Consider the following 25,386-nt stretch of genomic DNA (forward strand, 5'->3'; position numbering starts at 1 on the left):
CCACGGCTGACGTGGAGAGACTGGGGTAGCTCCCCGGCAGCATGGCGTGGAGAACTAAAGTGGGTGTCACTTTCCGTCATGGCCGGGACGTTGGCGCGGGCCGAGGTTTCGTACAAGTGGCCTTCAATGCCCTGTAGAGGGATCAAAGTTTGCAGGGCCTCGCCGCGCAGCACAGGGGACCCCGGTCATAGAGGTCAGCATGGCCCATCGCCCATCGTTGTGCGGGCTGGGGCCGGGACCTACGGTTCAAGCATGACTACCGAAAATGCCAAGGCCCCCGTCCGCCAACTCCGCCTCGTTGTTGAGGCCGAGGACTATGAGGCGGCGCTGATCTTCTACCGCGACGTGCTGGGGCTCCCCGAGCAGGAAGCCTATGAAGGAGAAGGGGACGCCCGGGTAACGATTCTCGACGCCGGCCGGGCCACCCTTGAATTGTCCAACCCGGCCCAGGTAAGACTTATCGACCGGGTGGAAGCCGACGGGCGGCCAAGCGCCAGGCTCCGGGTGGCTTTCGAGGTGGCGGACACTGCGGCGGTTACGACTGAGCTCGTGGAAGCGGGTGCTGAACTGATTGCCACACCGCGGGTAACCCCGTGGCGGTCACTGAACTCCCGCCTTGCGGCACCGGCCGGCCTTCAAGTGACGCTCTTCCAGGAGCTGGACCCTGCTGCAGACCAGCCGGGCAGGCCAGACTTCGGCAAACCCTGAACCACAGCACGGACCAAGCAGCGTTGCGTTTCCGGCCTTGTTGCGTTGTACACCGCCGTCGCGCGCACCAATCGAAACGGCAGGGGTGGCAGGCCAGGGCCGGCTACAGTGCCAGCGGGATGGGCCCTGTTGTGGAGGGGCCGCCGCATTGTTCGCTCCCTCCGACCCGGGTCCAGGTCAGATCCACCTCGCGGGCGGCGAGTACCTCACCGCTTGCCGCCAATGCCCTCACTGTGGCTTTTTTGGGGGCATTCATGGCCGTACTGAACTGCCAGGTGCGGTCATCGATTTTCTTGCCGGAGAACGGGCTGTATTTCGAGTCGCCGACGGGCGTGCCCGGCGTTGCGGGGGCCGCGGACTCGGCTTGGCCAGCGCTGGCGGAGACGCCGGGAGTGACGGTATTTTTGGGCGCCGTGCTCGGTTGCGGCGTCATGGAGCAGTTCCCGTCCAGGCAGAACTGGACCTTGGCCACGCCGTCCACCGGTCCGTCGAGGACAACGATGGCAGAGTTGCTCCAGCCGATGGCAGGACACACGCCGGGCGTAGCGCAACCTGCTGTTGAGACCGCAAGAAGCACAAGCAACTGGACCGACAGTCTCTTCATTGGCCCAGCATGACACCGGCAGGCAGAGGTGAAGGTTGCCTTTCGGTCACATCTTGGAACTGGTGATGACAGCCAGGTCCTCAGCCCGCAGTCCAAGCCGCCGGAAAGAACGCAGCTTTTCATGCGATTGTCATCTCCTGCTGCTAGTGTCCGGGCCATGAATGAAGTCTGGTTGTCATCAAATTCTGCTGTGGCACATGATCTGTCCGGCCGGTCCGGGTTCGATGACGAGTTCCTGGGGCTTCCAGTTCCAGTACCGGCCCTCGCAGGTCCTGAGACAGTACTGCTGCCCTACACGCACTTCTCAGTGCTTATGCGGCTCGACAAGCGCCTGGCCGCCATAACTGCCCTAGGTATCAACGGTGAGAAGCTGATGGACCTGGACAGGTCCGGCATCCAGTGGCGTCTGGACCCCAGACTGGCTGAGGACCAGCAGACCGGGGAGCGGCTCTACGCACGCAACGATATCGATCGCGGTCACCTGGTCCGCCGTGCCTCCGCTGTGTGGGGCGATTCCCGAACCGAGGCAGCCCAGGCCAATCAGGACACCTTCCATTACACAAACGCTGCTCCACAGGCCGCGAAATTCAACCAAGGCCTGGACCTGTGGCTCGGCCTTGAGTCCTACCTGCTCGAACATGCCGCCGACTACGGCCGCCGGCTCATCGTCTTTACCGGACCCGTCTTCGGTGACAACGATCCGGTGTACCGGGGTGTGGACATCCCTTTGCTGTTCTTCAAAGTCGCTGCCTTCCTGCAGGACGGGGAGCTGGCGGCCACGGGCTACGTGGTGGACCAGACGGCCCAGTTGGGCGAACTGCCGGACGTCACTTTGCAAAAGGCGGTGGAGGAGGCTCCGCCGCTGGGCCCGTTCCGGACTTTCCAGGTCCCCATTCGGGACATCGCCGCGCTGACAGGCCTGGATCTCAGTCAGCTTGTCGCCGTAGACCGAATGCCCATAGCGGCGCAGCTGCCCTCCGCCCGGGTGGCGACCACCTGGAGGAAGCTCTTGTCCCCGGAGGACCTGGACTTGGACTTCGATCTCAATAAGAACTAGAACGGGCAATTCCCGCAGGAAGCAGCCTCCGGCAAGTAGTTGACCCATCCGAGAGTCGAGTACTTCCTACGCATGCATAGTAAGGAAATGGATCCTAGCCTTGTTGGTACGGCAGCACGCCGGCCACGGCTGCTGCCGGCCATTCGGTTTTCCCGGTGGTGTGCGCTCAGCCTAAGAAGACGGTACTGGTGCACAGGTTCCAATATTCCAGGACTTCCCATGCCGCTGTCCCCCGATTCAGCCGAAAAGCGCGTGCAACTGGAGACGCTCCCCCAGCAGTTGCCCGGCCGTGGGGTCCAGGCAGCCGTTCGCGAGGACGCCCTGCAGCAGGCACCCGGCAGGCCGGTCCTGATGCTCCGGCCGGCCCGGGTGAAGATGGGCTCCATCATCGGGCTCGCCATTGCCTACACCGTCACCCACGTGCTGGTGGAGTGGGACGACGGCGGCGGGCAGGACACGCGGTGGGTCGCCAGCTGGTTGGTGCGTCGCCTTTAGCTGGGCCGGGCCCCGATCCGGTGACAGCATACATGTGCGGAGTGCCCGCTTCGTCGTAGGCTGAACTTCGCATGCGACGGAGAGGAGACTGCGATGGCCGGGACTGTATTCACCGGGACGAGCGTGGCCGGGCTGATGGCGGAGCTTGCTGCGCTGGAGGACCCGCGGGCACGCGAGGTGAACGAAAAACACGGTGACGATCACGGTGTGAACCTCGGCAAGCTGCGCGCCGTCGCGAAGCGCCTGAAGACACAGCAGGAACTTGCCGGCCAGCTCTGGGAGACCGGTGACACCGCCGCGAGGCTGCTGGCCCTCCTGGTCTGCCGCCCGAAGGCGTTTGGGCGTGACGAGTTGGATGCCATGCTGCGCGAGGCCCGCACACCCAAGGTGCATGACTGGCTCGTGAATTACGTGGTGAAAAAGAATCCACACGCAGAAGAGCTGCGCCTGGACTGGTCCGCCGATCCCGATCCGGTGGTCGCGAGTGCCGGCTGGGCGCTGACCAGTGACCGTGTCGTGAAGCAGCCCGAAGGCCTCGACCTCGCCAGACTGCTGGACATTCGAGGCGAAGATGAAGAATGCTCCGGACCGCCTCCAGTGGGCAATGAACACGTGCCTGGCACAAATCGGAATCGGGCACGCCGAACACAGGGACCGGGCCGTCAGCATCGGGGAACGCCTGGAAGTGCTCAAGGACTACCCAACTCCCCCGGGCTGCACCTCGCCCTATGCGCCCAGCTGGATTACCGAAATGGTTCGCCGGCAAGACGACAAGTAGCGGGGACCGCGGGGCCGTAGGATCGTCCTTCTGTGCCTACGCCTGCACCTATGATGGCGTTCATGGAAGACGAGGCCCTGGCGGAGATCGCCAATGAGCTCTACGCCAAGCCGATGGAAGACTTTGTGGCGGCACGCGCCGCCGCAGCGAAGGAAGCCGCCGGTTCGGACAAGGAACTCGGAGCAGCGGTACGCACGCTGCCAAAGCCGTCCGCTGCCGCCTGGGCCGTGAACATGCTGGCCCTGCACCAACCGGAAGCCCTTACCGAACTGGCGGATCTCGGCGGCAGGATGCGCGAGGCGCAGTCGTCGCTGGACGCCGCGGCGCTTCGCGAGCTGGGACGCGAGCGGCGGACCATGCTCGCCGCCGCCGTCGATACGGCCCGCTCAGTAGCTCAGCAGCACGGCCGGGCCATCAGCGATGCGATGGCCACCGACGTTGAGGAGACGCTTCGGGCCCTGACGGCGGATGAGGGCGCAGCTGCTGCTGTCCAGAGCGGACGGCTCTTGAAGACACTCTCGGCGGACGGCGTGAACGCCGTGGAGCTTGAGGGCTCAGTGGCAGTCCCGGCCGCCCTTCCCGCACCCCGGGCGGCTCCCGCTCCGGCCAAGGCGCCAGTGCGAAAAGATCAAAAGGAGAATACGACGGCGGCGGGCACCGACCGGACCAGGCCGGACAAGCCTCGGCTGGAGGCAGTCCGGCAGACACCGCGTCCAACGTCACCGCCCGCGCTGGAGAAAGCCAAAACCGCGCTGGCGGAAGCGCAGGCGGCAGAAGCTGAGACGGCCCAGCTGGCCCGGGACCTGCAGGACCAGGCAGACGAACTGCGGAGCGAAATCGCCGAGCTGACCCAGGAAGCATCGGATTTGCGGGCCCGCCTCAAGGCGGCCGAGGACCGGCTGGAGCAGTCCCGCAAAGGGCTGGCGAGCACCACCGCCGAGGCAAAACAGGCGGCGCGGGCCGCAGACAAAGCTGAGCGGACGGCGATGCTGGCAGGGGAACGGGTCCTCCGGCTGGGCAACACGCGGAGCTGATTCCGGGGAATGTCAGACCCCGGTTGCACACTGGATTTATGGAAAACCAATTCGTACAGGAATTTCACGTCACCTACTTCGACGCCGACTGCGGCCGTGCCCGCGCCGAGACTTTTGACACCCTCGCGGAGGCGGAGCGGTTCGCCAGCCGGCACTGCGCCGGCGAGGACAGCTGGGCCGTCGTGGACGCAGTCCCGGTCCTGCAGGTCCGTATCGCCGCCTGAATCGAAGCCGGCAAAAAAGGGGCCGCCGCATATCGGCACTGCTTCGGACCGCTGCCGCTTAAAGCACTAACCCGCATTGCCCGGGAATTACCCAGGCAACGCGGGTCAGCGGTCTGCTAAAGAGCGGTCTGCCGAGACCGGTCTGGTTCGACCGGCCAGCGGTTCAGCTTAAGCGAAATCGGCGACTGCAGGATCGGCTCCGATTCGGCCCTCGCCCTTGGCGCTTCGGTCCAGCGCGTTGATGGCGACGATGTCGTCTGTGTCCAGGGAAACCTCCAGCGCCGCGAAGTTCTCGCGGATGCGGGACTCGGTGACGGACTTGGGGATGACCACGTTGCCGATGGCGAGGTGCCAGGCGATAACCACCTGGGCAGGCGTGGCACTGTGCTTGGCAGCGATGGACGCTACCGTGGCGTCCTCGAGGAGCTCGCCGCCCTGGCCCAGCGGTGACCAGGCCTGCGTCAGAATCCCCTTCGCGGTTCCGAACTCGCGCAGTTCGCGCTGGCTGAAGTATGGGTGGAGCTCGATCTGGTGGATGGCCGGGACCACGCCCGATTCGTCGATGATCCGTTCCAGGCCCTCGACAGTGAAGTTCGAAACACCGATCGACTTGATCCGGCCGCGCTTCTGCAGCTCGATCAGGGCCTTCCAGGTGTCCACGTACTTGTCCCGCTTGGGGGTCATCCAGTGGATCAGGTAAAGGTCAAGGGTCTCTAGGCCCAGCCGGTCCATAGACTCTTCGAAAGCGGCAAGGGTGGATTCGTAGCCCTGGTCAGCGTTCCACAGCTTGGTGGTGATGAAAAGCTGCTCCGGCGACAGGCCCGAGCTGGCGATGGCCCGGCCTACGCCCGCCTCATTGCCATAGATCTTGGCGGTGTCGATGTGACGGTAGCCCGCTTCGAAGGCCTGGCGGACAACCTTTTCCGCCACGCCGTCCTCAACCTGCCATACGCCATAGCCGAGCTGGGGAATCTGGTTTCCGTCGTTAAACGTCAGTGTCGGTGAAAGAGTCATGACATTATCCTGCCAAACGAAATGCCCCGCGCAGGAAGATCAGGCGCCGACTAAGCCACACGCTTAACCGGGAATATCTTCCTGCCGGGAGCCCAGGCTTTCCTCCCGCAGTTGCCTCTCGGCGTCGGCCACCTGCTGGAAGACTGCCTCCGCGCGCCGCCGTACGGATGCCGCTCCCACGGGGACGGGGCCAACGGCGAGCCGCAGCATGGCGGCTGCTTCTGCGGTAGTGGCGAGCGAGTTGCCGGCCTTGGAAAGCGCGCGATGGACACCGGCGAGGGCCGCCGGGATGTCCAGTCCCTCGCTGGGTGACCGCTGCTGTGCCTGCACACACACTGCCCTGACGCGGTCGAGCAGTGCCGCCAGCTCATTGGCGATGTCCACAAGTTCGGCGTAGAGCTGGTCGTCCTCAACCCCTTCGAGGACCTGGTGGAAGCGGTCCAGTCCCCGGTGGAAGCGGTCGTGGGCCCGGCGCCACAATCCCTTCCCTAGTTCCGCGTCGTCCTTGCGCCCCTGCCTGGCGGCGCTGAAAAAGCCCAACGACCTTAGAGGTACTGTCCCGGACCGTGGTCCGGTTCATTGGGTTGGCCTGGTCGTGCCGGAGCACCCGCCCGGGGGCCGGCTGACGCCCGCTGTGGCTCTCCGTTTTCACCGATCACCACACCCGGCGCAATCACAGTGCCGGGAGGAAGCTGGCGGAGCTGCTGCTGCGCTGCGGCGTGCTCGCGGGCGGCGTGCTGGGCGGCAATGGCAGTCTGGATGCCGTGGAACAACCCCTCCAGCCAACCCACCAGCTGGGCTTGTGCTATACGGAGTTCAGCGTCGGACGGAGTAGCCTCGTCCGGGAAGGGGAGGCTGATCCTGTCCAGTTCCTCCACCAACTCAGGCGCAAGCCCGTCTTCCAGTTCCTTGATGGAGCGCTCATGGATCTCGGCGAGCCTTTCCCGGGCGGCGTCGTCGAGCGGGGCGGACTTCACTTCCTCCAGCAACTGCCTGATCATGGTTCCGATCCGCATCACCTTGGCTGGTTCGTCCACCAAATCCTGCAGGTTGCTGCCTTTGGGCTTGCCGCCGTCGGTCGCGGCAGCCGGCGCGGGTGCCGGTTGGCTGCCGTCGATGGTGGTGCCCTCTACCGGGAGGTCCTCAGGTGCCTGAGTGTCTTTCGGATCGCTCATGCGTTCATACTCTCACGAGCGATCCGCCCCGGGTTCACTCCATGAAGCCCGCTGACGCTTTGTCCGCTGCAGGCTCAATCAGCAGCACCGTCCCTGGGGATTGGAGTCCTGGCGGTCGGTCCGGTCCCGCCAGAACTCGCGCTCGCCTAATGGCGGCGTGCTGTGGCCGGCGGCCCGGTGGTGCTCCAGGTACTTAGCGTAGGCATCCGCCCCCAGCACGCCGCCGAAGTAACGTGCGAACCCACGGAAGCCCTGGGCAACCGCAGCGAGTCCGGAGCTCATCAGTGGTGTCCTGCCCTCTCGAACCTCAATTCGGCGGGGACCTTGTCCCACTCGGCCATGAGCTCCCGCTCGGCAGGAGTAGGGATGAGCCCGGCCGGTGCAAAGACACGTGACGGCCTGGCGGGGTCCTCGTTGCCCTTGCTGGCTGTCCCGTCCGTCCGGGTGCGGAACGCCTTGATGGTGGCAAGCACCGCCGTCGCGATCACAATGATGCTGAGCACCACGAAGATCACCGACAGCCAGCCCTGGATGGCAGTGTTGCGCACCACGGCTTCCATGGCCGCCACGGATTTAGCTGTGCCGAACTCCGTCTTTCCGTCCGCCAGGGCCTTGCTGAAGGCGGCATTGTTGGCGAAGTACCCCACAGCCGGGGTGGGCGAGAAGATCTTCTGGTAGCTCGCGGTGATGGTGACCACCGCTGCGAACGCCAAAGGCAGTGCCACGATCCATAGGTATTTGAAGGTTCCGCGCTTGGCAACGATGGCCAGGCACACGGACAAGGCGATGGCGGCGAGCAGTTGGTTGGCGATGCCGAACAGCGGGAACAGCGTGTTGATGCCGCCGAGCGGATCGGTCACGCCCATCAGCAGCACCGCGCCCCAGGCTCCGACCATGATGGCCGTGCAGAGCCAGGCGCCGGGCCGCCAGGAGGCTTCCTTGAACTTGGGAACGAAGTTGCCGATGGAGTCCTGCAGCATGAATCGTGCCACGCGGGTGCCGGCATCCACTGCCGTGAGGATGAAGAGCGCCTCAAACATGATGGCGAAGTGGTACCAGAACGCCATCATGGCGGTGCCGCCGATGAACTGCTGCATGATGTGGGCGAGGCCCACGGCCAGGGTGGGAGCACCGCCGGTGCGCGAAACTATGCTTTCCTCGCCCACGTTGCTGGCGGTCTGCGCCAGGAAGTCCGGGGTGATGTTGACGCCGGCCAGGCCCAGGCTGTTGACCCAGGTGGCGGCCGTTTCCACGGTTCCCCCGGTGAGGGCAGCCGGAGCATTCATGGCGAAGTAAAGGCCGCGGTCGATGGAGATTGCCGCGACGAGGGCCATGATGGCCACGAACGACTCCATCAGCATTCCGCCGTAGCCGATGAAACGGGTCTGCCGTTCCTTTTCCACAAGTTTCGGTGTGGTGCCCGAGGAAATCAGGGCGTGGAAACCCGACAGTGCGCCGCAGGCGATGGTGACGAACAGGAACGGGAACAGTGAACCGGGGAACACCGGGCCGTTGTCCCTGCTGGCGAACTCGCTGAAGGCCGGGACGGTGATCTCGGGGCGGACCACGATGATGGCCAGCGCGAGCATCACGATCACGCCGATCTTCATAAAGGTGGACAGGTAGTCACGGGGTGCCAGGAGCAGCCACACCGGCAGGATGGCAGCGATGAAGCCGTAGATGATGAGTCCCCAGGCGATAGTGACCTTGTCCAGGGTGAAGAGCTCGGCGCCCCACGCGGTTTCAGCAACAATGCCGCCGCCGATGATCGCCGCCATCAGCAGGACAAAACCAATCAGGGAGACTTCCATGATTTTGCCGGGCCGCAGGTACCGGAGGTAGACGCCCATAAACAGGGCAATGGGGATGGTCATACCAACGGAGAAGACGCCCCAAGGGCTTTCGCCCAGTGCGTTGACCACAACCAGGGCCAGGATTGCCACGATGATGACCATGATCAGCAGGGTGGCGACCAGGGCTGCGGTGCCGCCGATGACACCAAGTTCCTCCCGGGCCATCTGTCCCAGCGAGCGCCCGCCGCGCCGCATGGAGAAGAACATTACAAGGTAATCCTGCACCGCGCCGGCGAGGACGACGCCGATGATGATCCAGATAGTGCCGGGCAGGTAGCCCATCTGGGCCGCGATGACCGGGCCGACCAGCGGCCCGGCGCCGGCGATGGCAGCGAAGTGGTGGCCGAACAGGACGTTGCGGTCCGTGCGGACATAGTCCTTGCCGTCTGCCTTGTACTCTGCGGGGGTGGCCCGGCGGTCATCAGGCTTGGTGATGTAGCGTTCGATGACCTTTGAATAGAAGCGGTAGCCGATGAGATAGGTGCAGACCGAGGCAAACACGAACCAGATGGCATTGACGGTCTCGCCTCGGATGATGGCGAGCATAAACCAGGCAACGCCGCCCAGCAGGGCAATCGCTGCCCAGAGTGCGATCTTTCCGGGCGTCCATTTTTTCTCTTCCGCCTCGCGGACCTTTTCGTCCAGCGCCGAGGGAGGGAGGGCGGTATCGGTGGCCACCGCACCGTCGCCCCGGGCTGCATTCCGTCGATAATCTGGCGTCTCTGCCATGTCTCCTCCTTGAGGTTCTTCCGCTTCTACTGAGAGGCACCCTACCAACGACGCGAGCGCATCGGGCCGGTTTTTGCCGCTTTAGAGCTCTGGTCTGCGCCGAGCGGCTTGCAGCCGGCGCTCAACGTCATGCTTCGGCTGCAGCCCGCGGCACCGTCCGGGGCACGGCACCGCGCAAAGAGGGCCCCCATCCGGTGTTCCGGACGGAGGCCCTGGGTACCGCCAGCGGCGGAATAGGTCGTTAGGCGTGCGCGTAGGTGAGGCAGTCGGCGTTATCGGCCCCCGGGCCCACGTGCACTTCAGCCGCCTTGCACATCAGGTGGTCGTTGTGCACGCATTCGGAACGCTGGCATGCTCCGACGTCGGCCAGCACCTTGGGCAGCCCGCCGTGAAGGCCTGTGTCAATGAACGTGGCGCAGGTTGCGTGGTTTTCTGCGCCTCCCACCGTGATGGCGGCGGCGTTGCAGTTGGTGTGGTCGTTAAAGGAACAGTTCGTTACGCTGCAGTCGGCGACGTGCGTTGTCATGGAAAGTCCTCCTGGGTCCGGCGCCCTGACCGGGCGGCTCTTGCACCCCACGGTAAGCCCGCAGCGAACAATCAAAAAGACCCAATTTAGTGACCTAATTGCTCACATCCCCACCGCGCCGGGATGCCGGCAGTCTGGCCCGCGTGAAAAGCCAGGCCAGCACGGCACCCGTCAGCGGGACAGCGACCAGGAGGGCCAGAAGGTGCAGCCAGGGAACTTCAAGGGCGGCGCCCATTTCCGTTGCGGCGACGATGAGTGCTGCCGGCACGGTGCCGGCCAAAGCTCCGAGCAGGGTCCCCAGTCCTGAGGTCAGCAGTGCCTGAGAACCCGCCAGTCCTTTGCGCAGCCGGGGTGAGGCGCCCACTGCGGCGAGGGTCGCATGGTCTGCCCGGGCATCCGCAAGGGACAGACCGGTGGTAATGCCTGCTGCACTGAACGTGATGAGTGCGCTGACGGCTACGATGGCCCAGGTGATCCATGCGTTGTCCTGGGAGATGCCAGGTTCCACCCAGAAGCCGGTGCCTGGCTGCTTGTAGACCGCGGCAATGGCCCCCGCCGCCGCATCCACCTCCGCAGCGGAGGGAGGACGGGTCAGCTGGACCAGGAGTTCAGCCGGGCCCGGGTGCATGCCCAGCCTGTGGGCCGTCTCCGGCGAAACCACCCCGTAGTAGGGAACAGCTACTGCGGGCTCAACAACCACGGCAGCCAGGGTGGTGCTGCTGACCGTTTCGTGCATGTGGAACGGGTCAACCGGGTCTTCCGCTTGCGTGCGTACATCCTGCGTCAGAAGCACGGTCTTCCCGTCGCGCACGAAGACAGGGTTGGTCACCACCATGCCGCCCGCATCCAGCACCGCCAACGCCTCCGGTCCAGCTTCCCGGCCCATGACCGCGGCGATGGCGTCCGCACCGCCCACCACGATCGAACGGTGACTCCCGGGCCACTGGGCGAGGGAGCCCTTGCACCGCCAGTCCTCAGGGTCGATCACTCTCCGCTGAGGGGTGAGCGGACATTCATTTCCCGCTGGCTTGGCAAGCGCATATTGCAGGCAGTTTGAGGTTGCCGTCCGGGCCGGCCGGACGATATCAGCCTCAAGGCCGAAACCACAGTTTTGGACGTACGCGGGAGCGCTGATCTCCTTTGTCCAGGCAACGCCGGTGAGTGCACCCTCCACCGCGGATGACAGGTCCGCTGCCTCAACCCTGACTGCGGGCCGGGTGCTGCCGTCAGGCAGGAGGGGCTGTTCCAGCGACAGCGGCAGGTAGGTTTGGTACTCCAGCGCGCTCCAGGAATGGTTCTCGCGCATACCGGCCTGCTGGCTTGCCGAGAGGACCAAGGCCGCGCTTGCCAGGGTTGCGGCGGCGAGGACAGCTGCCACGGCCGGCACCGTACGGCTGCGGTTCCTGGCCGAGTCACGCGCCGCCAGTCGCAGGGCCAGCGGGAGCCAGCCCGTCCGCGCGGTCAGCGCAGCAATGATCCATCCCACCAGGAGCACAAGTCCGACGACGGCGAGCACAGCGCCTGCGATTAGCAACCCTGCAACCAGAGGAAGTTGCTCGGCTTTGCGGTCCGGATCGCTGGCCGACTGCCCGAGCAGCCATCCCGTGGCCAGCAGCCCGCCGGCAAGCGGCAGCAACGCGGCTCCGGCCACAATTGTCCGCCTGCCGCTGCCGGCCGGCGCCCTTCCCGATTTGAGCGCTCCGAGGGCCGCTTGGTGAGCAACGTGGTTGGCCGGAGCCATGGCGGCGAGAATGCAGCACAGCAGCCCCAGGACCATGGAAACCAGGGTCAGTGGCAGGTCAGGATGGAGGCCGGGAAAGCGTGGGGAACCCATAAAGCGGACCCAATGGACTACAACTGCTGCGGAGAGGAAACCCAGGGCGCCGCCCGACAGCACAGCGAAGCCGCCAAGCCATAGTCCTCCTGCCGTCACTACCAGGCGCACGGTTGGGGCATCCGCGCCTGCAGCCGCGAACAGCGCCAACTCCCGCACTTGCCGCTTTGCCCCGACAGCGAATGCCGCCCCGGCCAGGAGGCCCACCTCAAGCAGTGCCAGGGCTGCGATCAGACCGGCCGCCGCGTAAAAAGCCAAGGCATCCGACGGCGGCTGGCGGGGCGTGACGCCTTCGATGCCACGCTGGTCCGGAGCCGGCGGGTCGAGCACCACACTGCGCGACAGCACGCCCACCCCGTGGCGGTTCGCATCACGTATCTGCGACCAGGTCATCGGTTGGGGACCAACCAGGTAGTAGGACGTCGACTGCGGCCGTTCGGATTCCTGCTGCAGAGCGGAGTCCGGTACCTGCTCCGGCGTCAGGAAAAGAAAGGAGTTCCGGTCCGAGGCACCGGCGTCCCGGACGGTTCCCACGGGAACGAAAGTACCGGCCGACGTCGTAATCTCCTCGCCAAAGCCCAGACTGAACCGGTCCAGCAGGCCAGGTGACACCACAACTTCATCAGCGGACCGGGGAGCCCTTCCGTCAAGCAGTGTGAACTTTCCGGCAAAGGCGGGATGCAGTGCGTCCACCACCCTGCCTGGCAGGGGCACCAAAGCCGCGCCCACACGAGTGGTCAGGTTCACCTGCCGCTGCGGCAGGACTTCGTAGCCTGACGGCAGCAGCTCCGCAGGATCCGCCGGGACAAAGTTCGGATCATGGTCCCCTGTGCTGGAAGCCACCCTGGTGTCGTTCAACGGGTCCTGGACGGAGTCCGCGTTGGGGACCGGGAGGGCAGTGAACCGGGCTTGCGTCTGCCCGAGCTCGGAGCTGACGATTTCTTCGGGCGTAGCTTGCGTGCTCTGGTACAGCGTGGCAGCGCCGATCATGCCGGCTACCGGCAGCATGATCAGGAGGATGATGAGCAATGAGCGCCCTTCATGCCGCCTGATGTCCCGGCGCGCCATACGCAGGGCAACGCGGAAGCTGCTCCGGCGCCCGCCCGGGGCCGGAGCGAGGTCCAGCGGCATCACAAACCGGCCTGCGCCAGCAGCACGGCGGGATCATGCAGTGCAGCCGCCTGGTCCACAATGCGGCCGTCGCGAAGGAACACCACACGGTCCGCCCAGGCTGCGTGCCGCGCTTCGTGGGTTACGAGCATCACGGCGGCGCCTGCATCCGCGCGGGACCGCAGAACTTCCATAACCCCCTGGCCGGTGGTGGAATCAAGCGCTCCGGTGGGCTCGTCCGCAAGGATCAGGCGCCGCTGTCCCACCACGGCACGCGCTATGGCCACGCGCTGCTGCTGGCCTCCGGACATCTGGTCCATAAACCGGTCGGCCAGCTCCGGGATTCCCACCTGCCGCAGTGCGTCCAACGCCTGCCGATGGGCTTTCCGCGTCGCCGTTCCGTCCAGTTCCAGCGGCAGCGCCACGTTCTCTGCCGCAGTCAGGGTGGGGACCAGGTTGAAGTCCTGGAAAACGTAGCCGACGGCGCGGCGGCGCAGGCGCGCAAGGTCATTCAGCCCCAATCCCGCCAGCGGCGTGGACTCCACAAAGACACCGCCCGACGTCGGACGGTCCAGTCCCCCGGCGAGCGCCAGCAACGATGACTTGCCGGACCCGGACGGTCCCATGACCGCAACGAACTCTCCCGCATCGATGGTGAGGTCAACGTCGCGGAGTGCCGCCACCGCCGTCGACCCCTCTCCGAAAGTCTTGCTGACCCCGGCAAGTTCCAGGACCTGCTGCGGTCCCTGGACGCTCACCGCCGGCTGTCCGCGCTGAGCGGGGCGGCATCTTCCGTGACCCCGTTGGATGTCCTGCGTGCCTGGCCCGCGGACTGCGCCTGCTGGACCATCCTCGCTTCACAGAGATCCAGCCAGCGGACCTCAGCTTCGGTCTGGAAAATCAGGGAATCAAGGACCAGCAGCCAGGCTGTATCTCCTGACCGTTGGCTGGTGGTGGTGTCCCTGCGGGCCTTGGTGTAGTCCTGCAGGGCACGGATGGAGGCCACCCGCTGCGCCTGGATGATGCCTTGCACGTCCACGCCCGGGATAGTGACGGCGAGCGCCAGCTTGATGGCCAGCTCGTTGCGGGGCGGGTTATTCCGCTCCACCGGGGCTGCAAACCAGCTCACCACCTCGGCCTTTCCGGCGTCGGTGATGCTGTAGATCACGTGGCCGTCGCCGTCGTCGCCGTCCTTGGTGACCAGGCTGTCGCGTTCCAGCCGGTCAAGCGTGGTGTACACCTGCCCGATGTTCAGCGGCCACGTGGCCCCCGTGCGGTTTTCAAACTCGACCCGCAGCTGGTAGCCGTAGCGCGGCTGGTCCTGCAGCAGGGCGAGGAGGCTGTGACGGATGGACATCATTGCTCCTTGCACTTGGAGGCCTGGGTGTGCACGGTCCCCCAAGGCCCGTGCATACCGCGTATAGGGTGAGCCTAATGCAGGGAAGCCGGGGAGGCAATACTCAGTATCTACCCGGAAGAGATGCTTACATCAGCAGGAGGATCTTTCCCACGTGGTCGCCTGTGTCGAAGTATTCGTGGGCGGCCTGGACTTGTTCCAGGGGGAAGGTCTTGGCCACGAGGGGACGGATCCTGCCGTCGCTGACCAGGGGCCAGACGGCGTCGCGGACGGCGTTCATGATGGCGCCCTTTTCTTCGACCGGCCGGGGCCGCAGCGCAGTGGCCACCACGGCTGCGCGCTTCTTGAGCAACTGCCCCAGGTCCAGTTCGCCCTTGGCGCCGCCCTGCAGGCCAATCACCACGAGCCGGCCATAATCCGCGAGCGCGTCCACGTTCTGCGGGAGGTACTTGGCACCAACGACGTCGAGGATTACGTCAGCGCCCCGCCCGCCATTCTGCTCGCGGAGGCTCGCCGGGAAATCCTCTTCGGCGTAGTTGATGGCAATGTCCGCACCCAGGAAGGCTTTCGCGGTTCCCACCTTTTCGTCCGTTCCGGCGGTCGTGGCCACCTTGGCTCCCAGCGCCTTGGCGAGCTGGATGGCCATGGTGCCGATCCCGCCGGTGGCTCCGTGGATCAGGACCGTCTCGCCGGCCTGGAGCTGGGCAGTCATCACCAGGTTCGAGTAAACCGTGGCGGCAACTTCCGGCAGGGACGCCGCCGTGACCAGGTCAACGCCGTCGGGCACCCGCAGCACCTGCTCCGCCGGCACCGCCACCTGCTGGGCATATCCGCCACCGGCCAGCAGCGCCACCACCTTGTCGCCGAGCGAAAACGGCTTGCTGACACCGGGGCCAAAGCCTGCTATCCGGCCGGAGACTTCCAGGCCCGGGATTTCTGAAGCGCCGGGCGGCGGCGGGTAGAAGCCCCTGCGCTGCTGGACGTCCGCGCGGTTCAGGCCTGCGGCTACGACGTCGATGAGCACTTCCCCCGGTCCGGGTACGGGAGTGTCCGTTTCGCGGACCTCCAGTACTTCGGGGCCGCCCGGTTCGGATATGTAGACGGCTTTCATGGAACACTCCCGTTTCTGACTTAATACTGGCTGCAACCAGTGTGCACCGGACACCTTCCGGTCTCTGTTTTGTTGCAGGCAAGTGCCTATGAAACACTACTAGTCGAGGAAGGTTGTCCGAGCGGCCGAAGGAGCTAGTCTTGAAAACTAGTGTGCGGTAACCCCGTACCAAGAGTTCGAATCTCTTACCTTCCGCGATTGGGACCCCTGTCCGCCAGCATGCTGGCCGGCAGGGGTCCTTCGTTTAACCCGGCAGCTGCCGGAAAACGTACCGGACCGGCGGGAACCATTAAAAGTGTCAGACCCCGCGCGATAGCCTCTTGGTGTCCTCCGCGGAGCAAAGACTGCACCGGCCCCGCTCCGACGCCACCTCGTCACCGAACTGCACCAGGAGACCGCTATAGCTGCTCCCGACATCAAGCCCGGCTCCGCGCAGGGCCAGTAGCTGGAAGCCGGTTTCAGGCTTCGCAAAAATCCCAAAAAGAACTGCCTGCCGGAGCTTCCCCCAAAGCTACCGGCCGGTATCCTTTTGTGATGGCCGGCACATGGGTTCCGGCCGCCAAACCAACCACTACTGACACCATCACCGGACCGGGCCACGGGGGTACGGCCGGTGGAGTGGCCCGTTCCGCTGGGGAACGTCCCGCCGAATGCACGCGCTATCAACCTTGCGTTCATTCATCGCTGTTTTGATGTGCCGGATACCACTTGACCAGGAGCAGGATCCGGGCCCTTGTCCATCGGTACAACCTGGACACCTTCCATCGGCTCCCCCACCGGGGAGACCCTTCTGAAAGTAAGAGCAGATGCAAACACCTTGGAAATTAGCGCTGGGTACAGCGCTGTCAGCGGGGCTCATAGCTCCGCTGGCAGCCATCCCCGCGGCCGCGGAGCTCCCGCCCGCGGCGGGAACCTCGCCGGTTGTCATCAACGAGGCCTATCTGAGCGGTGGCAGCGCAGGCGCCGCCTACAAGAACAAGTTCGTTGAGCTGTACAACTCATCTGACGCCCCGGTTTCCCTGGACGGCTGGTCGGTTCAGTACCGCTCAGCCACCGGCGAGGCAGCTCCGACCAGCGTGGCAGCCCTTTCCGGTTCCATCCCGGCCAAGGGGTACTTCCTGGTCCAGGGTTCCAGCAACGGTGCCAACGGCGCGGATCTCCCCGCGCCGGACCTGGTGGCCGGCAGCCTGAACTTCGGCGGCGCTGGCGGCACCATTGTGCTCGCAAAGCAGCGAACCGCCGTCACGCTGGGCCTCGGTTCCCAAGTGGAGCCTGCCGGCGTCGCTGATCTCCTCGGTTACGGCACCTCCAACACTTTCGAAACACTGGCGGCCAAGGCCCCCGGAGGCAACACTGACGTCAAGAGCCTCAACCGGGCGGCCGGCGCGGACAGCAACAGCAACGCCACGGACCTAAGCCTGAACGCTGCCATCACCCCAACGGGCACGGGCGGCACCACCACCCCGGAGCCGGACCCCACGCCCACTCCTGACCCCACACCCACACCCGCACCATCCACCCGCACCATCGCCGACATCCAAGGCACTGGCACCGAAAGCCCGCTGACAGGGTCCACGGTGACCACCACGGGCAAGGTCACGGCAGTCTTCGCCACCGGCGGCCTCAACGGCTACTACCTGCAGACCGCCGGAACCGGTGGGGATCTTACGGCAACCAACCATGCGGCATCGGACGGAATCTTCGTCTACTCCCCCGCCACCGCGGCGTCGGTCCAGGCCGGAGAGCACGTTCAGGTGACCGGGACCGTGGCCGAATACTTCGGCATGACCCAGCTCAACGTCACCGCCGCGGCAGGGCTCACCAAGCTGACAGAGCCGGCACCCGAGGTGAAGGCCACCACCTTTACGCTTCCCGCCAACGAGACCTTCCGCGAATCCCTGGAAGGGATGCTTCTGGCGCCCGAGGGCCCGCTGACGGTCACCGACAACTACACCCTGAACCAGTACGGCGAGGTTGGCCTCGCCGGCGGAACGACTCCGCTGGTCCAGCCCACCGCCGTCGCTCCCTACGGCTCTGCCGAACACACCGCCATCGCCGCTGAAAACGCGGACCGTGGCATCAAGCTCGACGACGGCTCCAGCACCAACTTCCTTAAGGACGCCGCCACCAAGGCGCAGGTCCTGCCCTACCTGACCACAACTGACCCGGTCCGCGTGGGCTCGCCTGCCACGTTCACCACCAACGTGGTGCTCGGCTACGGGAACAACGCCTGGAAGCTCCAGCCGCTCACCCACCTGACGGAGGCCAACAAGGCCGCCGTCCAGCCCGCTACCTTCGGCGCCACCCGCACGGACGCTCCCGCCGCGGTAGAAGGCAACCTGAAGATCGCCTCCTTCAACGTCCTCAACTACTTCCCCACCACCGGTGACACCCTGGCGGGCTGCACCTTCTACGAGGACCGTGCCGGCAACCCCATCACCGTCCGTGGAGGCTGTGACGCGCGCGGGGCCGCCAACGCGGAGAACTTCGAACGGCAGCAGGACAAGATCGTCGCCGCGATCACCAAGGCGGGCGCCGATGTTGTCACGCTGATGGAGATCGAAAACTCCGCACAGTTCGGCAAGAACCGGGACGACGCCTTGGCCAAGCTGGTGGACGCCCTGAACGTCGAGACCCCGGGCATCTGGGACTACGTCCGCTCACCTGCCAACGCACCGCCGCTCAGCGATGAGGACATGATCCGCACCGCCTTCATCTACAAAAAGGCCGTTGCAGAACCTGTGGGGGAATCCATCATCCACAACGACACCGCAGCATTTGCCAGCGCACGCAAGCCGCTGGCCCAAGTCTTCAAGCCAGTGGGCGGCGGTGCCGGAACTGAGTTCATCGCCATCGCCAACCACTTCAAGTCCAAGGGCTCCGCTGCCACTCCGGAGGACACGGACAAGGGCCAGGGCGCATCAAACCTGGCCCGTACAGCCCAGGCGAAGTCCCTTCTGCGGTTCACCAAGTCCCTGCAGCAGTCCAAGGGCACGGACAAGGTTTTCCTCATCGGCGACTTCAATGCATACGCCAAGGAAGACCCCATCAACGTCTTCACCACCGAGGGCTACGTCAACCAGGACGAAAAGGCACGCAACGCCGACGGCACCGCCAAGCACTCCTACCTGTTCGGCGGAATGGTGGGCTCCCTGGACCACATCCTGGCATCCCCTGCGGCGAACGCTGCGGTCACGGGGGCGGACATCTGGAACATCAACTCGGTGGAATCCGTAGCCCTGGAGTACAGCCGCTACAACAACAACGTCACCGACTACTACGCACCCAACCAGTACCGCGCCAGCGACCACGATCCCGTGATTGTGGGCCTGAACCTGAAGTCTGCTCCCGCCACCGTTGACCTGAACTTCCTGGGCATCAACGATTTCCACGGCAGGATCGACACCAATACGGTCCAGTTCGCCGGCACCATCGAGAAGCTCCGGGCAGCTGCTGCGCCCGGCGCCACCGCCTTTCTCTCGGCCGGCGACAACATCGGGGCGTCGCTGTTTGCGTCCTCCGTCGCCAAGGACCAGCCCACCATCGACGTGCTGAATGCCCTGGAGCTTCGGGCATCTGCGGTGGGCAACCACGAGTTCGACGGCGGCTGGGCGGACCTGCGGGACCGCGTCATCGCCGGCGGCAACAACGCTAAGTTCCCATACCTGGGAGCCAACGTCTACAGGAAGGGCACCACCGAACCGGTGCTGCCCGAGTTCACCGTCCTGGACATGAACGGCATCAAGGTGGCCGTCATCGGCACCGTCACGCAGGAGGTTCCCTCCCTGGTAACTCCCGCCGGCATCGCCGACCTTGAGTTCGGCGATCCCGTGGAGGCAATCAACCGGGCAGCGTCACGGATCACTGCGGAGAACCTTGCCGACGTCATCATTGTGGAAAACCACGACGGCGCCGGCTCAGGAACGGTGGAAGGCGCCACCTTGGAAGAGGAAGTGGCAGCCGGCGGTCCGTTCGCGAAGCTGGTCACCGAAACTTCGTCCGACGTCGACGCCATCTTCACCGGCCACACGCACAAGGAATATGCGTGGGACGCCCCCGTTCCCGGAGTTGAGGGCAAGACCCGCCCGATCGTCCAGACCGGCAACTACGGCGAGAACGTGGGGCAGATCCAGCTCACCGTGGACACCGCCACCAAGCAGGTAACAGCGCACAAGGCCGGCAACGTCAAGCGCACCACCGACCCCGCCGCGAACCTGATCGCCGCCTACCCGCGCGTGGCCGCCGTCGACGCCATCGTCAAGAAGGCACTCGCGGAGGCCGCCGTTGTGGGCAACCAGCCTGTTGGCGCAGTCACCGCTGACATCACTACCGCCTTCACCACGGACGCCGCCGGCGTCGCCAAACGTGATGACCGCGGGAACGAGTCCACCCTGGGCAACCTGGTGGCCGACTCCCTGCTGGATTCGCTCCAGCCTGCCGAACTGGGCGGCGCCGAAATCGGTGTGGTCAATGCCGGCGGACTTCGGAACGAGCTCTACTACGCCCCGGATGGAACCATCACCTACGCGGAAGCAAACGCCGTGCTGCCGTTCGTGAACAACCTCTGGACCACGTCCCTGACGGGCGCACAGTTCAAAACAATGCTGGAACAGCAGTGGCAGACCAACCCGGACGGCACGGTACCCAGCCGCGCCTACATCCAGCTCGGCCTGTCCAAGAACGTGAACTACACCTACGACGCCGCCCGGCCCGCCGGGGACCGCATAACCTCCGTGCGGGTGAACGGGGCCGTGCTCGATCCCGCGAAGTCCTACCGGATCGGCACCTTCAGCTTCCTGGCCACCGGTGGTGACAACTTCCGGATCTTCACGGAGGGAGCCAACACAAAGGACTCAGGACTGGTGGACCGGGACGCCTGGATCGGATACCTGCAGAACAGCAGCCCCGTTTCGCCGGACTTTGCCCGCCGCTCCATGGCCGTCACCAACACCACACCCGGCGAGGTCAAGCCGGGCGATCCCATCACTGTGGCCGTCTCCAAGCTGGACCTGACGTCGCTCGGCAGCCCGGTCAACAAGGCACTCTCAGCCGTGTTCACCGACTCCGCCGGCACCGTGACCCAGCTTGGCTCCGTACCGGTTCAGGCGGGTGCAGCCAGCGTCAGCCTGGCTGTTCCCTCGGGAGCCGCGGCAGGAGCAGGATCGCTGGTCCTCACCGCAGCAGAATCCGGCACGGCGGTCACTGTTGACGTGACGGTGGCAAGTGTTGTGGTTGAGCCGGTGTGCACCGCCCCGGTGAAGCCGACCAGGTGGTACGACGTCCGGGGCTGGATCCGCTACGCTGCAGCCTGGCTCCAGTACCAGGTGTGCCTGCGCGGCTAAGGAGCTGACGTCGGCGGCCCCCGTCGACGCTCTCTCACATAGTGCGCGTCTTACCCCCAACGCTCTCTCACCCAGGTGAACTGGGTGAGAGAGCGTTGGGGCTTAAGGCGCGACAAGTGAGAGAGCGTTTGGGTTTAAAGCGCGACAAGTGAGGGATCGTTCGGGTTTGCTACCGCCCCAGGATGGCGCCGGCGATCTCGTCCGCGTCGCGCAGGGTTCGCTGGCCGCTGCGGTAGTTCGGCCCGCCGGGCTGGAAGGCCTCGGCGGCGATGGCTGTGCCCCACTGGGTGGACGAGAGCTGAAGCCCCAGCACGTAAAGGCCTTCCGTCACCGACCCGTTTGCTGCCACGGGGCGGTAAGGGTGCGGCTCAACCTCAAGGCCGGTGGACTGAACGGGGGCACCCTCCACCGACATCATGAGTCGCGGGCGCACCAGGCCGTCCGCTAGCAGCTGCTCCAGAACCGGCGAATCGTTGGCTGAGACTCTGTTGCCCGGCGCGAGTGCCTCCACCATGGTTCGTGCGGCCACCGGCGCGTCGTCCACCCAGGGCGAGAAGGCAGTGAAAAAACCATTCCGGCGGTCCACCCCGAACTTGGGGTCCGGCCCCACAAAGCTGACCACTCCTGCTCTGGCCAGCGCCGCAAGCTGCTCCGAGCGCAGCGCTGGAGGCCCGCTGGCAAGTCCTTCCACAAACGATTCAAACCAGCCACGCAGGCCGGCAACCCAGGACTCGTCGGTGATGCCGCCGTCGGCCACTGCTGTCTTCAGCACGGCGCGCCCGTGATGGAGCGCACCGATGGCCATCTTCAACGGGTCATCCTCGCCGAGCGCGGACCGGCGGGCGTCGTCCAGCAGGTATTCCACCACGGCGGCGTCATGCTCGGCACGCGAGGCAAAGGAGCGTCCCGCCAGCGGCGCCGCGAGCCCCGGCAGGTCCAGCCGGTGCCGGGGCCCCACGTGGACGGCCAGCACGCTCTCCACGCTGTCCTCCCAGTTCACGGCACTGTGGGCATGCGGGTGGAGGGCTTCGTCAAGGGCGGCAAGGAACGCGGCCGGGTCAGGCACAGCGTTCGGCTGCGAGCGCACGAGCGTTGAGTAGTAGGCCCACAACGCATCGCGGTGCAGCAGCGGCCAGAAGTCATGGTCGAACGCGGGGCGGATGCCGGCCGTGCGGAAGCGTTCCAGCGCCGCCTCGGTGAAGTAGCGCAAGGAGACAGATGCCGGGTAGTAGCCGTTCAGGGCAGCCTTCGCCCGGTAGGGCGTTCCCCGCCGGGAGGCAGCAATGATGTGGGGCTCCTGGCCCGAAGGCTCGTACTGGAGCACCGCCCCGTTACTGACGAACTTTCCGCCGCGGCCCTCGGTCAGCTGGCCCATGGTGTCGAAGAAATTCAGGCCCATGCCTCTCACCAGGACCGGCTCTCCGGAAGGAATCAGGGACCAGTCCACATCGGCGGGCACGGCCGGTGGCAGGTACCGCAGGCCCAACTGCTCCGCCGAGGCCTGCAGGTCCCGCTGTTCGGGGTTCAGCCGGGACGGTATGTGACCGAGCGCCAGCACCACGGATCCCGTGCGGATCCTCGCCCCGGTGGCCAGGCCGACGTCGAACGTCCCGTCACCCGACGGGCACACGGACAGTGCGGACGTTGCGTGGAAGTCGATGGTGACGCCGTCGGGCGCGTTGCGTATCAGTTCCTTGAGAGTACTGCGGAGGTAGCGGCCGTACAGCGCTCGGCTGGGAAAATCGCTGGCAGCCAGGACGGCAAGTTCTGCGAGCTCTTCCTCGCTCAGGTCCGGCGACGGGTGCTTTTGCTGCCGGGCACGCCACTGGTCAAAGGTGGTGCCGGCGACGGGCGGCGCCAAGGAAGGGTCTTCGGGTATCACAGTGGGGTAGAAGGACTGCGTGTTCATCAGGAACAGCCTGGACTGCCCCGGTTGCCACACGTGCCCCGGGCCTGCCGGGTAGGGGTCGATAACGTCGATGTGGAGCCGGGCCGGGCCGGCGCCGGAAGCAATCTGCGCGGCAGTGCGGGCGAGCAGGCGTTCCAGGACGCTGGTGCCCCGCGGACCTGCCCCAATGATGGCGGTCCTTATGCTCTCCGTTATTTCCACGGCATCCAGAGTACGGGCTGAAAGCAAAGGATGCGCTGAACGCTTGACTTGCTACCGGAGCGGCGATGTTGCTTGGATGGGGCGCATGACCACCACTGCAGCTGATCCAGCGCCCGCCCCCGGTTCCGGCAACATGTCCGGCGCGCCCTCGGGCATGGCGCCCGAGCCCACTGACGAGAATGTCTGGCTTGAGGAGATTTACGGCGAGCAGCAGCTGGCGTGGGTGAAGGAACAGAATTCACGCACGGAAGACCTGCTGGAGGACGCCGATTACGTGGAACTCGAGGGCGGCATCCTCGAGGTGCTGGACTCCACGGACCGGATCGCCATGGTGGGCAAGCGCGGTGACTGGTATTACAACTTCTGGAAGGACCAGCAGAATCCCAAGGGCCTGTGGCGCCGCACCACCTGGGACAGCTACTGCACGGAGACCCCGGACTGGGTCGTCCTGCTGGACATGGATGCCCTGTCCGCCGCCGAGGGTGAAGAATGGGTGTTCCACGGAGCAACTTTCCTCAGACCGGACCTGGGCGAACCCTACCGGCTGGCGCTGCTGGCGTTGTCCCCGGACGGCGGCGACGCCAACCGTTACCGGGAATACGACGTGGAAACAAGGACGTTTGTGGACCCCGCGCAGGGCGGCTTTGATTTGCCGACGGCGAAGGGCAACGTTTCGTGGCTCGATGCGGACACGCTGCTGGTCGCCTCCACCGGCGGGGGGCTTCCGAAGACGGCCTCCTCCTACTCCCGTACAGCCGTCATCCTCCAGCGTGGCGGCTCCCTGACGGAAGCGCCCCGCCTGTTCGAGGTGCCCGAGGACCACATGATGGCAGTGGTGGCCCACGATTCCACGCCGGGGTTTGAGCGGACCTTTGCCGTTGACTACATCGATTTCCACAACCGGAGCAACGCCGTCCTGCGGGGCGGCTCCTGGGTGGTGATCGACGTGCCCACGGACGTCAATGTCAGTGCACACCGCGAATGGCTGCTGTTCCGCCCGCAGCAGGACTGGGTGCTCAACGGGTCCACCCATCCCGCCGGCTCGCTGCTCGCCGCGCCGTTTGAGGACTACCTGGCCGGCTCCCGTAAGCTTTCGGTGCTGTTCGCCCCGGACGCCCACACGTCACTGCAGTCCTGGAGCTGGACCCGTAACTTCCTGCTGCTCAACCTCCTCAAGGATGTGTCCTCGGAGATTCGCGTCCTCGACCCGTCCCGGCCGACCGGTGCCGCGGACGGCGCCTGGGAGTCCACTCTTCTTGATGCCTGCCCGCCGCTGCACGACGTCAACGCCTACGCCGTGGACGATGAAGACGAAGCCGACGGCGCTGGGGATGACTTCTGGCTTATCGCCACGGGGTTCACCACCCCCAGCACGCTGATGCGGGGCACATTGGAGCGCGCGGCGTCGGCGACTCCCGGCGTGGTGAGCCGGCACGCAACAGTCAAGACGTCGCCGTCGTTCTTTGCGGACGAAAACTATGAGGTGCAGCAGCATTTCGCCGTCTCCGACGACGGCACCCGGGTTCCCTACTTCCAGGTTGCCTCCCGCGACCTTGCTTTGGACGGACAAAATCCCACGCAACTCTCGGGTTATGGCGGCTTCGAAGTTTCACGCACTCCCGCGTACAGCGGGACAGTGGGCCGGGCGTGGCTGGAACGCCGCACATCCACGTCCGCCGGCGCCAACGGGGAAGCGCCCCATTCCCGTGGCGGCGTGTACGTGGTGGCGAACATCCGCGGCGGCGGCGAATACGGGCCGGGATGGCACCGTGCGGCACTGCAGGAGAACCGGCACAAGGCGTACCAGGACTTCGCGGCCGTGGCGCGCCACCTCATCTCCCGCGGCGTCACCTCGCCGGAGCGGCTGGGATGTGTTGGCGGCTCCAACGGCGGGCTGTTGGTGGGCAACATGCTGACGCAGTACCCGGAGCTGTTCGGGGCTGTTTCCTGTGGCGTACCGTTGCTGGACATGCGCCGCTACACCAGGCTGTCCGCGGGCCATTCGTGGATTGCCGAGTACGGTGACCCGGACGTCCCGGAGCAGTGGGAGTACATCAGGACTTTTTCGCCGTACCACCTGCTCAGGGATGGGGTGGAGTACCCGGAGACGTTTATCTGGACGGCCACTTCCGATGACCGGGTGGGTCCGGTGCAGGCCCGCAAGATGGCTGCCCGGATGCTGGCCATGGGCATCCCTAACGTCTGGTTCCACGAGGCCCTCGAAGGCGGACACGCCGGAGCGTCGGACAACCGGCAGGCCGCGGCACTGCAGGCCCGCAGCCAGCACTTCCTCTGGAAGTCGCTGGCCGGCGGGACGGAGTAGCG

General features: G+C 65.5%; 19 protein-coding genes, 1 tRNA gene and 1 pseudogene. 9 read left to right on the forward strand and 12 right to left on the reverse strand.

Annotated elements, in window-relative coordinates; translation table 11 throughout:
- Positions 1–252 precede the first annotated feature (252 nt).
- Complete coding sequence (locus CXQ88_RS05085) at positions 253–708, forward strand: VOC family protein (protein WP_104043095.1); 456 nt, start codon at positions 253–255, stop codon at positions 706–708.
- A gap of 103 nt (positions 709–811) precedes the next feature.
- On the opposite strand, the gene CXQ88_RS05090 is transcribed toward CXQ88_RS05085, so the two are convergent.
- A complete protein-coding gene (locus tag CXQ88_RS05090) occupies positions 812–1,312 on the reverse strand; it encodes a hypothetical protein (RefSeq protein ID WP_146069165.1) in 501 nt (166 codons plus the stop codon).
- 190 nt (positions 1,313–1,502) lie between these two features.
- Here CXQ88_RS05090 and CXQ88_RS05095 point away from each other — a divergent pair, with 190 nt between their 5' ends.
- From CXQ88_RS05095 to CXQ88_RS05115, 5 genes and pseudogenes are all read left to right on the forward strand, one after another.
- Complete coding sequence (locus CXQ88_RS05095) at positions 1,503–2,369, forward strand: DNA/RNA non-specific endonuclease (protein ID WP_258061691.1); 867 nt, start codon at positions 1,503–1,505, stop codon at positions 2,367–2,369.
- Positions 2,370–2,588: 219 nt separating this feature from the next.
- Positions 2,589–2,864, forward strand: a complete 276-nt coding sequence (locus CXQ88_RS05100; RefSeq protein WP_104043098.1) for a hypothetical protein — start codon at positions 2,589–2,591, stop codon at positions 2,862–2,864.
- Positions 2,865–2,957: 93 nt separating this feature from the next.
- Positions 2,958–3,642 (forward strand): annotated as a pseudogene (locus CXQ88_RS05105) (DNA alkylation repair protein).
- 62 nt (positions 3,643–3,704) lie between these two features.
- Entirely contained in the window at positions 3,705–4,676 is a 972-nt protein-coding gene (locus CXQ88_RS05110; protein WP_104043375.1) for a hypothetical protein, read from the forward strand.
- A gap of 38 nt (positions 4,677–4,714) precedes the next feature.
- Positions 4,715–4,900, forward strand: coding sequence for a hypothetical protein (locus CXQ88_RS05115; RefSeq protein ID WP_104043099.1), 186 nt, complete (start codon positions 4,715–4,717; stop codon positions 4,898–4,900).
- 168 nt (positions 4,901–5,068) lie between these two features.
- Here the strand turns inward: CXQ88_RS05115 and CXQ88_RS05120 are convergent, their stop codons facing one another.
- From CXQ88_RS05120 to CXQ88_RS05165, 10 genes are all read right to left on the reverse strand, one after another.
- The gene (locus CXQ88_RS05120) at positions 5,069–5,914 is read right to left on the reverse strand and encodes an aldo/keto reductase (protein WP_104043100.1); all 846 of its coding nucleotides are present in this window, start codon (positions 5,912–5,914) and stop codon (positions 5,069–5,071) included.
- Between the two features lie 63 nt (positions 5,915–5,977).
- Complete coding sequence (locus tag CXQ88_RS05125) at positions 5,978–6,454, reverse strand: hypothetical protein (RefSeq protein ID WP_104043101.1); 477 nt, start codon at positions 6,452–6,454, stop codon at positions 5,978–5,980.
- 5 nt (positions 6,455–6,459) lie between these two features.
- Positions 6,460–7,089 (reverse strand): bacterial proteasome activator family protein, encoded by a 630-nt coding sequence (locus CXQ88_RS05130; protein WP_104043102.1) that lies wholly within the window; start codon positions 7,087–7,089, stop codon positions 6,460–6,462.
- Between the two features lie 78 nt (positions 7,090–7,167).
- On the reverse strand, positions 7,168–7,371 hold the full coding sequence (locus CXQ88_RS05135) for a YbdD/YjiX family protein (RefSeq protein WP_104043103.1): 204 nt from the start codon (positions 7,369–7,371) through the stop codon (positions 7,168–7,170).
- Positions 7,371–9,671: a carbon starvation CstA family protein gene (locus CXQ88_RS05140; RefSeq protein WP_181037427.1), complete on the reverse strand. Its 2,301-nt coding sequence runs from the start codon at positions 9,669–9,671 to the stop codon at positions 7,371–7,373. Before CXQ88_RS05140 ends, CXQ88_RS05135 begins: the two co-directional genes overlap by 1 nt.
- A 241-nt stretch (positions 9,672–9,912) precedes the next feature.
- On the reverse strand, positions 9,913–10,197 hold the full coding sequence (locus CXQ88_RS05145; protein ID WP_104043104.1) for a DUF1540 domain-containing protein: 285 nt from the start codon (positions 10,195–10,197) through the stop codon (positions 9,913–9,915).
- A gap of 94 nt (positions 10,198–10,291) precedes the next feature.
- The gene (locus CXQ88_RS05150; RefSeq protein WP_104043105.1) at positions 10,292–13,162 is read right to left on the reverse strand and encodes an FtsX-like permease family protein; all 2,871 of its coding nucleotides are present in this window, start codon (positions 13,160–13,162) and stop codon (positions 10,292–10,294) included.
- Entirely contained in the window at positions 13,162–13,899 is a 738-nt protein-coding gene (locus tag CXQ88_RS05155) for an ABC transporter ATP-binding protein (RefSeq protein WP_104043106.1), read from the reverse strand. Before CXQ88_RS05155 ends, CXQ88_RS05150 begins: the two co-directional genes overlap by 1 nt.
- The gene (locus CXQ88_RS05160; protein ID WP_104043107.1) at positions 13,896–14,498 is read right to left on the reverse strand and encodes a PadR family transcriptional regulator; all 603 of its coding nucleotides are present in this window, start codon (positions 14,496–14,498) and stop codon (positions 13,896–13,898) included. The genes CXQ88_RS05155 and CXQ88_RS05160 overlap by 4 nt, the downstream gene beginning before the upstream one ends.
- 127 nt (positions 14,499–14,625) lie before the next feature.
- Entirely contained in the window at positions 14,626–15,609 is a 984-nt protein-coding gene (locus CXQ88_RS05165; protein ID WP_104043108.1) for an NAD(P)H-quinone oxidoreductase, read from the reverse strand.
- 107 nt (positions 15,610–15,716) lie between these two features.
- Here CXQ88_RS05165 and CXQ88_RS05170 point away from each other — a divergent pair.
- Positions 15,717–15,804 (forward strand) — tRNA-Ser (locus CXQ88_RS05170).
- Positions 15,805–16,415: 611 nt separating this feature from the next.
- A complete protein-coding gene (locus CXQ88_RS05175; RefSeq protein ID WP_104043109.1) occupies positions 16,416–20,951 on the forward strand; it encodes an ExeM/NucH family extracellular endonuclease in 4,536 nt (1,511 codons plus the stop codon).
- Positions 20,952–21,120: 169 nt separating this feature from the next.
- On the opposite strand, the gene CXQ88_RS05180 is transcribed toward CXQ88_RS05175, so the two are convergent.
- Positions 21,121–23,061 (reverse strand): FAD/NAD(P)-binding protein, encoded by a 1,941-nt coding sequence (locus CXQ88_RS05180; protein WP_104043110.1) that lies wholly within the window; start codon positions 23,059–23,061, stop codon positions 21,121–21,123.
- Between the two features lie 85 nt (positions 23,062–23,146).
- Between CXQ88_RS05180 and CXQ88_RS05185 the strand changes: the two genes are divergently transcribed.
- Entirely contained in the window at positions 23,147–25,384 is a 2,238-nt protein-coding gene (locus CXQ88_RS05185) for a prolyl oligopeptidase family serine peptidase (RefSeq protein ID WP_104043111.1), read from the forward strand.
- The last annotated feature ends 2 nt before the right edge of the window (positions 25,385–25,386 follow it).

This window comes from Arthrobacter sp. ZGTC412, from assembly GCF_002929215.1.
In the GTDB taxonomy this organism is placed as follows: Bacteria; Actinomycetota; Actinomycetes; order Actinomycetales; family Micrococcaceae; genus Arthrobacter.

Coding starts and splice junctions, on each gene's coding strand:
- CXQ88_RS05160 (WP_104043107.1), bottom strand. CDS start 14,498: ATGTCCATCCGTCACAGCCTCCTCGCCCTGCTGCAGGACCAGCCGCGC.
- CXQ88_RS05130 (WP_104043102.1), bottom strand. CDS start 7,089: ATGAGCGATCCGAAAGACACTCAGGCACCTGAGGACCTCCCGGTAGAG.
- CXQ88_RS05115 (WP_104043099.1), top strand. CDS start 4,715: ATGGAAAACCAATTCGTACAGGAATTTCACGTCACCTACTTCGACGCC.
- CXQ88_RS05085 (WP_104043095.1), top strand. CDS start 253: ATGACTACCGAAAATGCCAAGGCCCCCGTCCGCCAACTCCGCCTCGTT.
- CXQ88_RS05110 (WP_104043375.1), top strand. CDS start 3,705: ATGGAAGACGAGGCCCTGGCGGAGATCGCCAATGAGCTCTACGCCAAG.
- CXQ88_RS05100 (WP_104043098.1), top strand. CDS start 2,589: ATGCCGCTGTCCCCCGATTCAGCCGAAAAGCGCGTGCAACTGGAGACG.
- CXQ88_RS05185 (WP_104043111.1), top strand. CDS start 23,147: ATGACCACCACTGCAGCTGATCCAGCGCCCGCCCCCGGTTCCGGCAAC.
- CXQ88_RS05150 (WP_104043105.1), bottom strand. CDS start 13,162: ATGCCGCTGGACCTCGCTCCGGCCCCGGGCGGGCGCCGGAGCAGCTTC.
- CXQ88_RS05175 (WP_104043109.1), top strand. CDS start 16,416: ATGCAAACACCTTGGAAATTAGCGCTGGGTACAGCGCTGTCAGCGGGG.
- CXQ88_RS05090 (WP_146069165.1), bottom strand. CDS start 1,312: ATGAAGAGACTGTCGGTCCAGTTGCTTGTGCTTCTTGCGGTCTCAACA.
- CXQ88_RS05135 (WP_104043103.1), bottom strand. CDS start 7,371: ATGAGCTCCGGACTCGCTGCGGTTGCCCAGGGCTTCCGTGGGTTCGCA.
- CXQ88_RS05145 (WP_104043104.1), bottom strand. CDS start 10,197: ATGACAACGCACGTCGCCGACTGCAGCGTAACGAACTGTTCCTTTAAC.
- CXQ88_RS05165 (WP_104043108.1), bottom strand. CDS start 15,609: ATGAAAGCCGTCTACATATCCGAACCGGGCGGCCCCGAAGTACTGGAG.
- CXQ88_RS05120 (WP_104043100.1), bottom strand. CDS start 5,914: ATGACTCTTTCACCGACACTGACGTTTAACGACGGAAACCAGATTCCC.
- CXQ88_RS05140 (WP_181037427.1), bottom strand. CDS start 9,671: ATGGCAGAGACGCCAGATTATCGACGGAATGCAGCCCGGGGCGACGGT.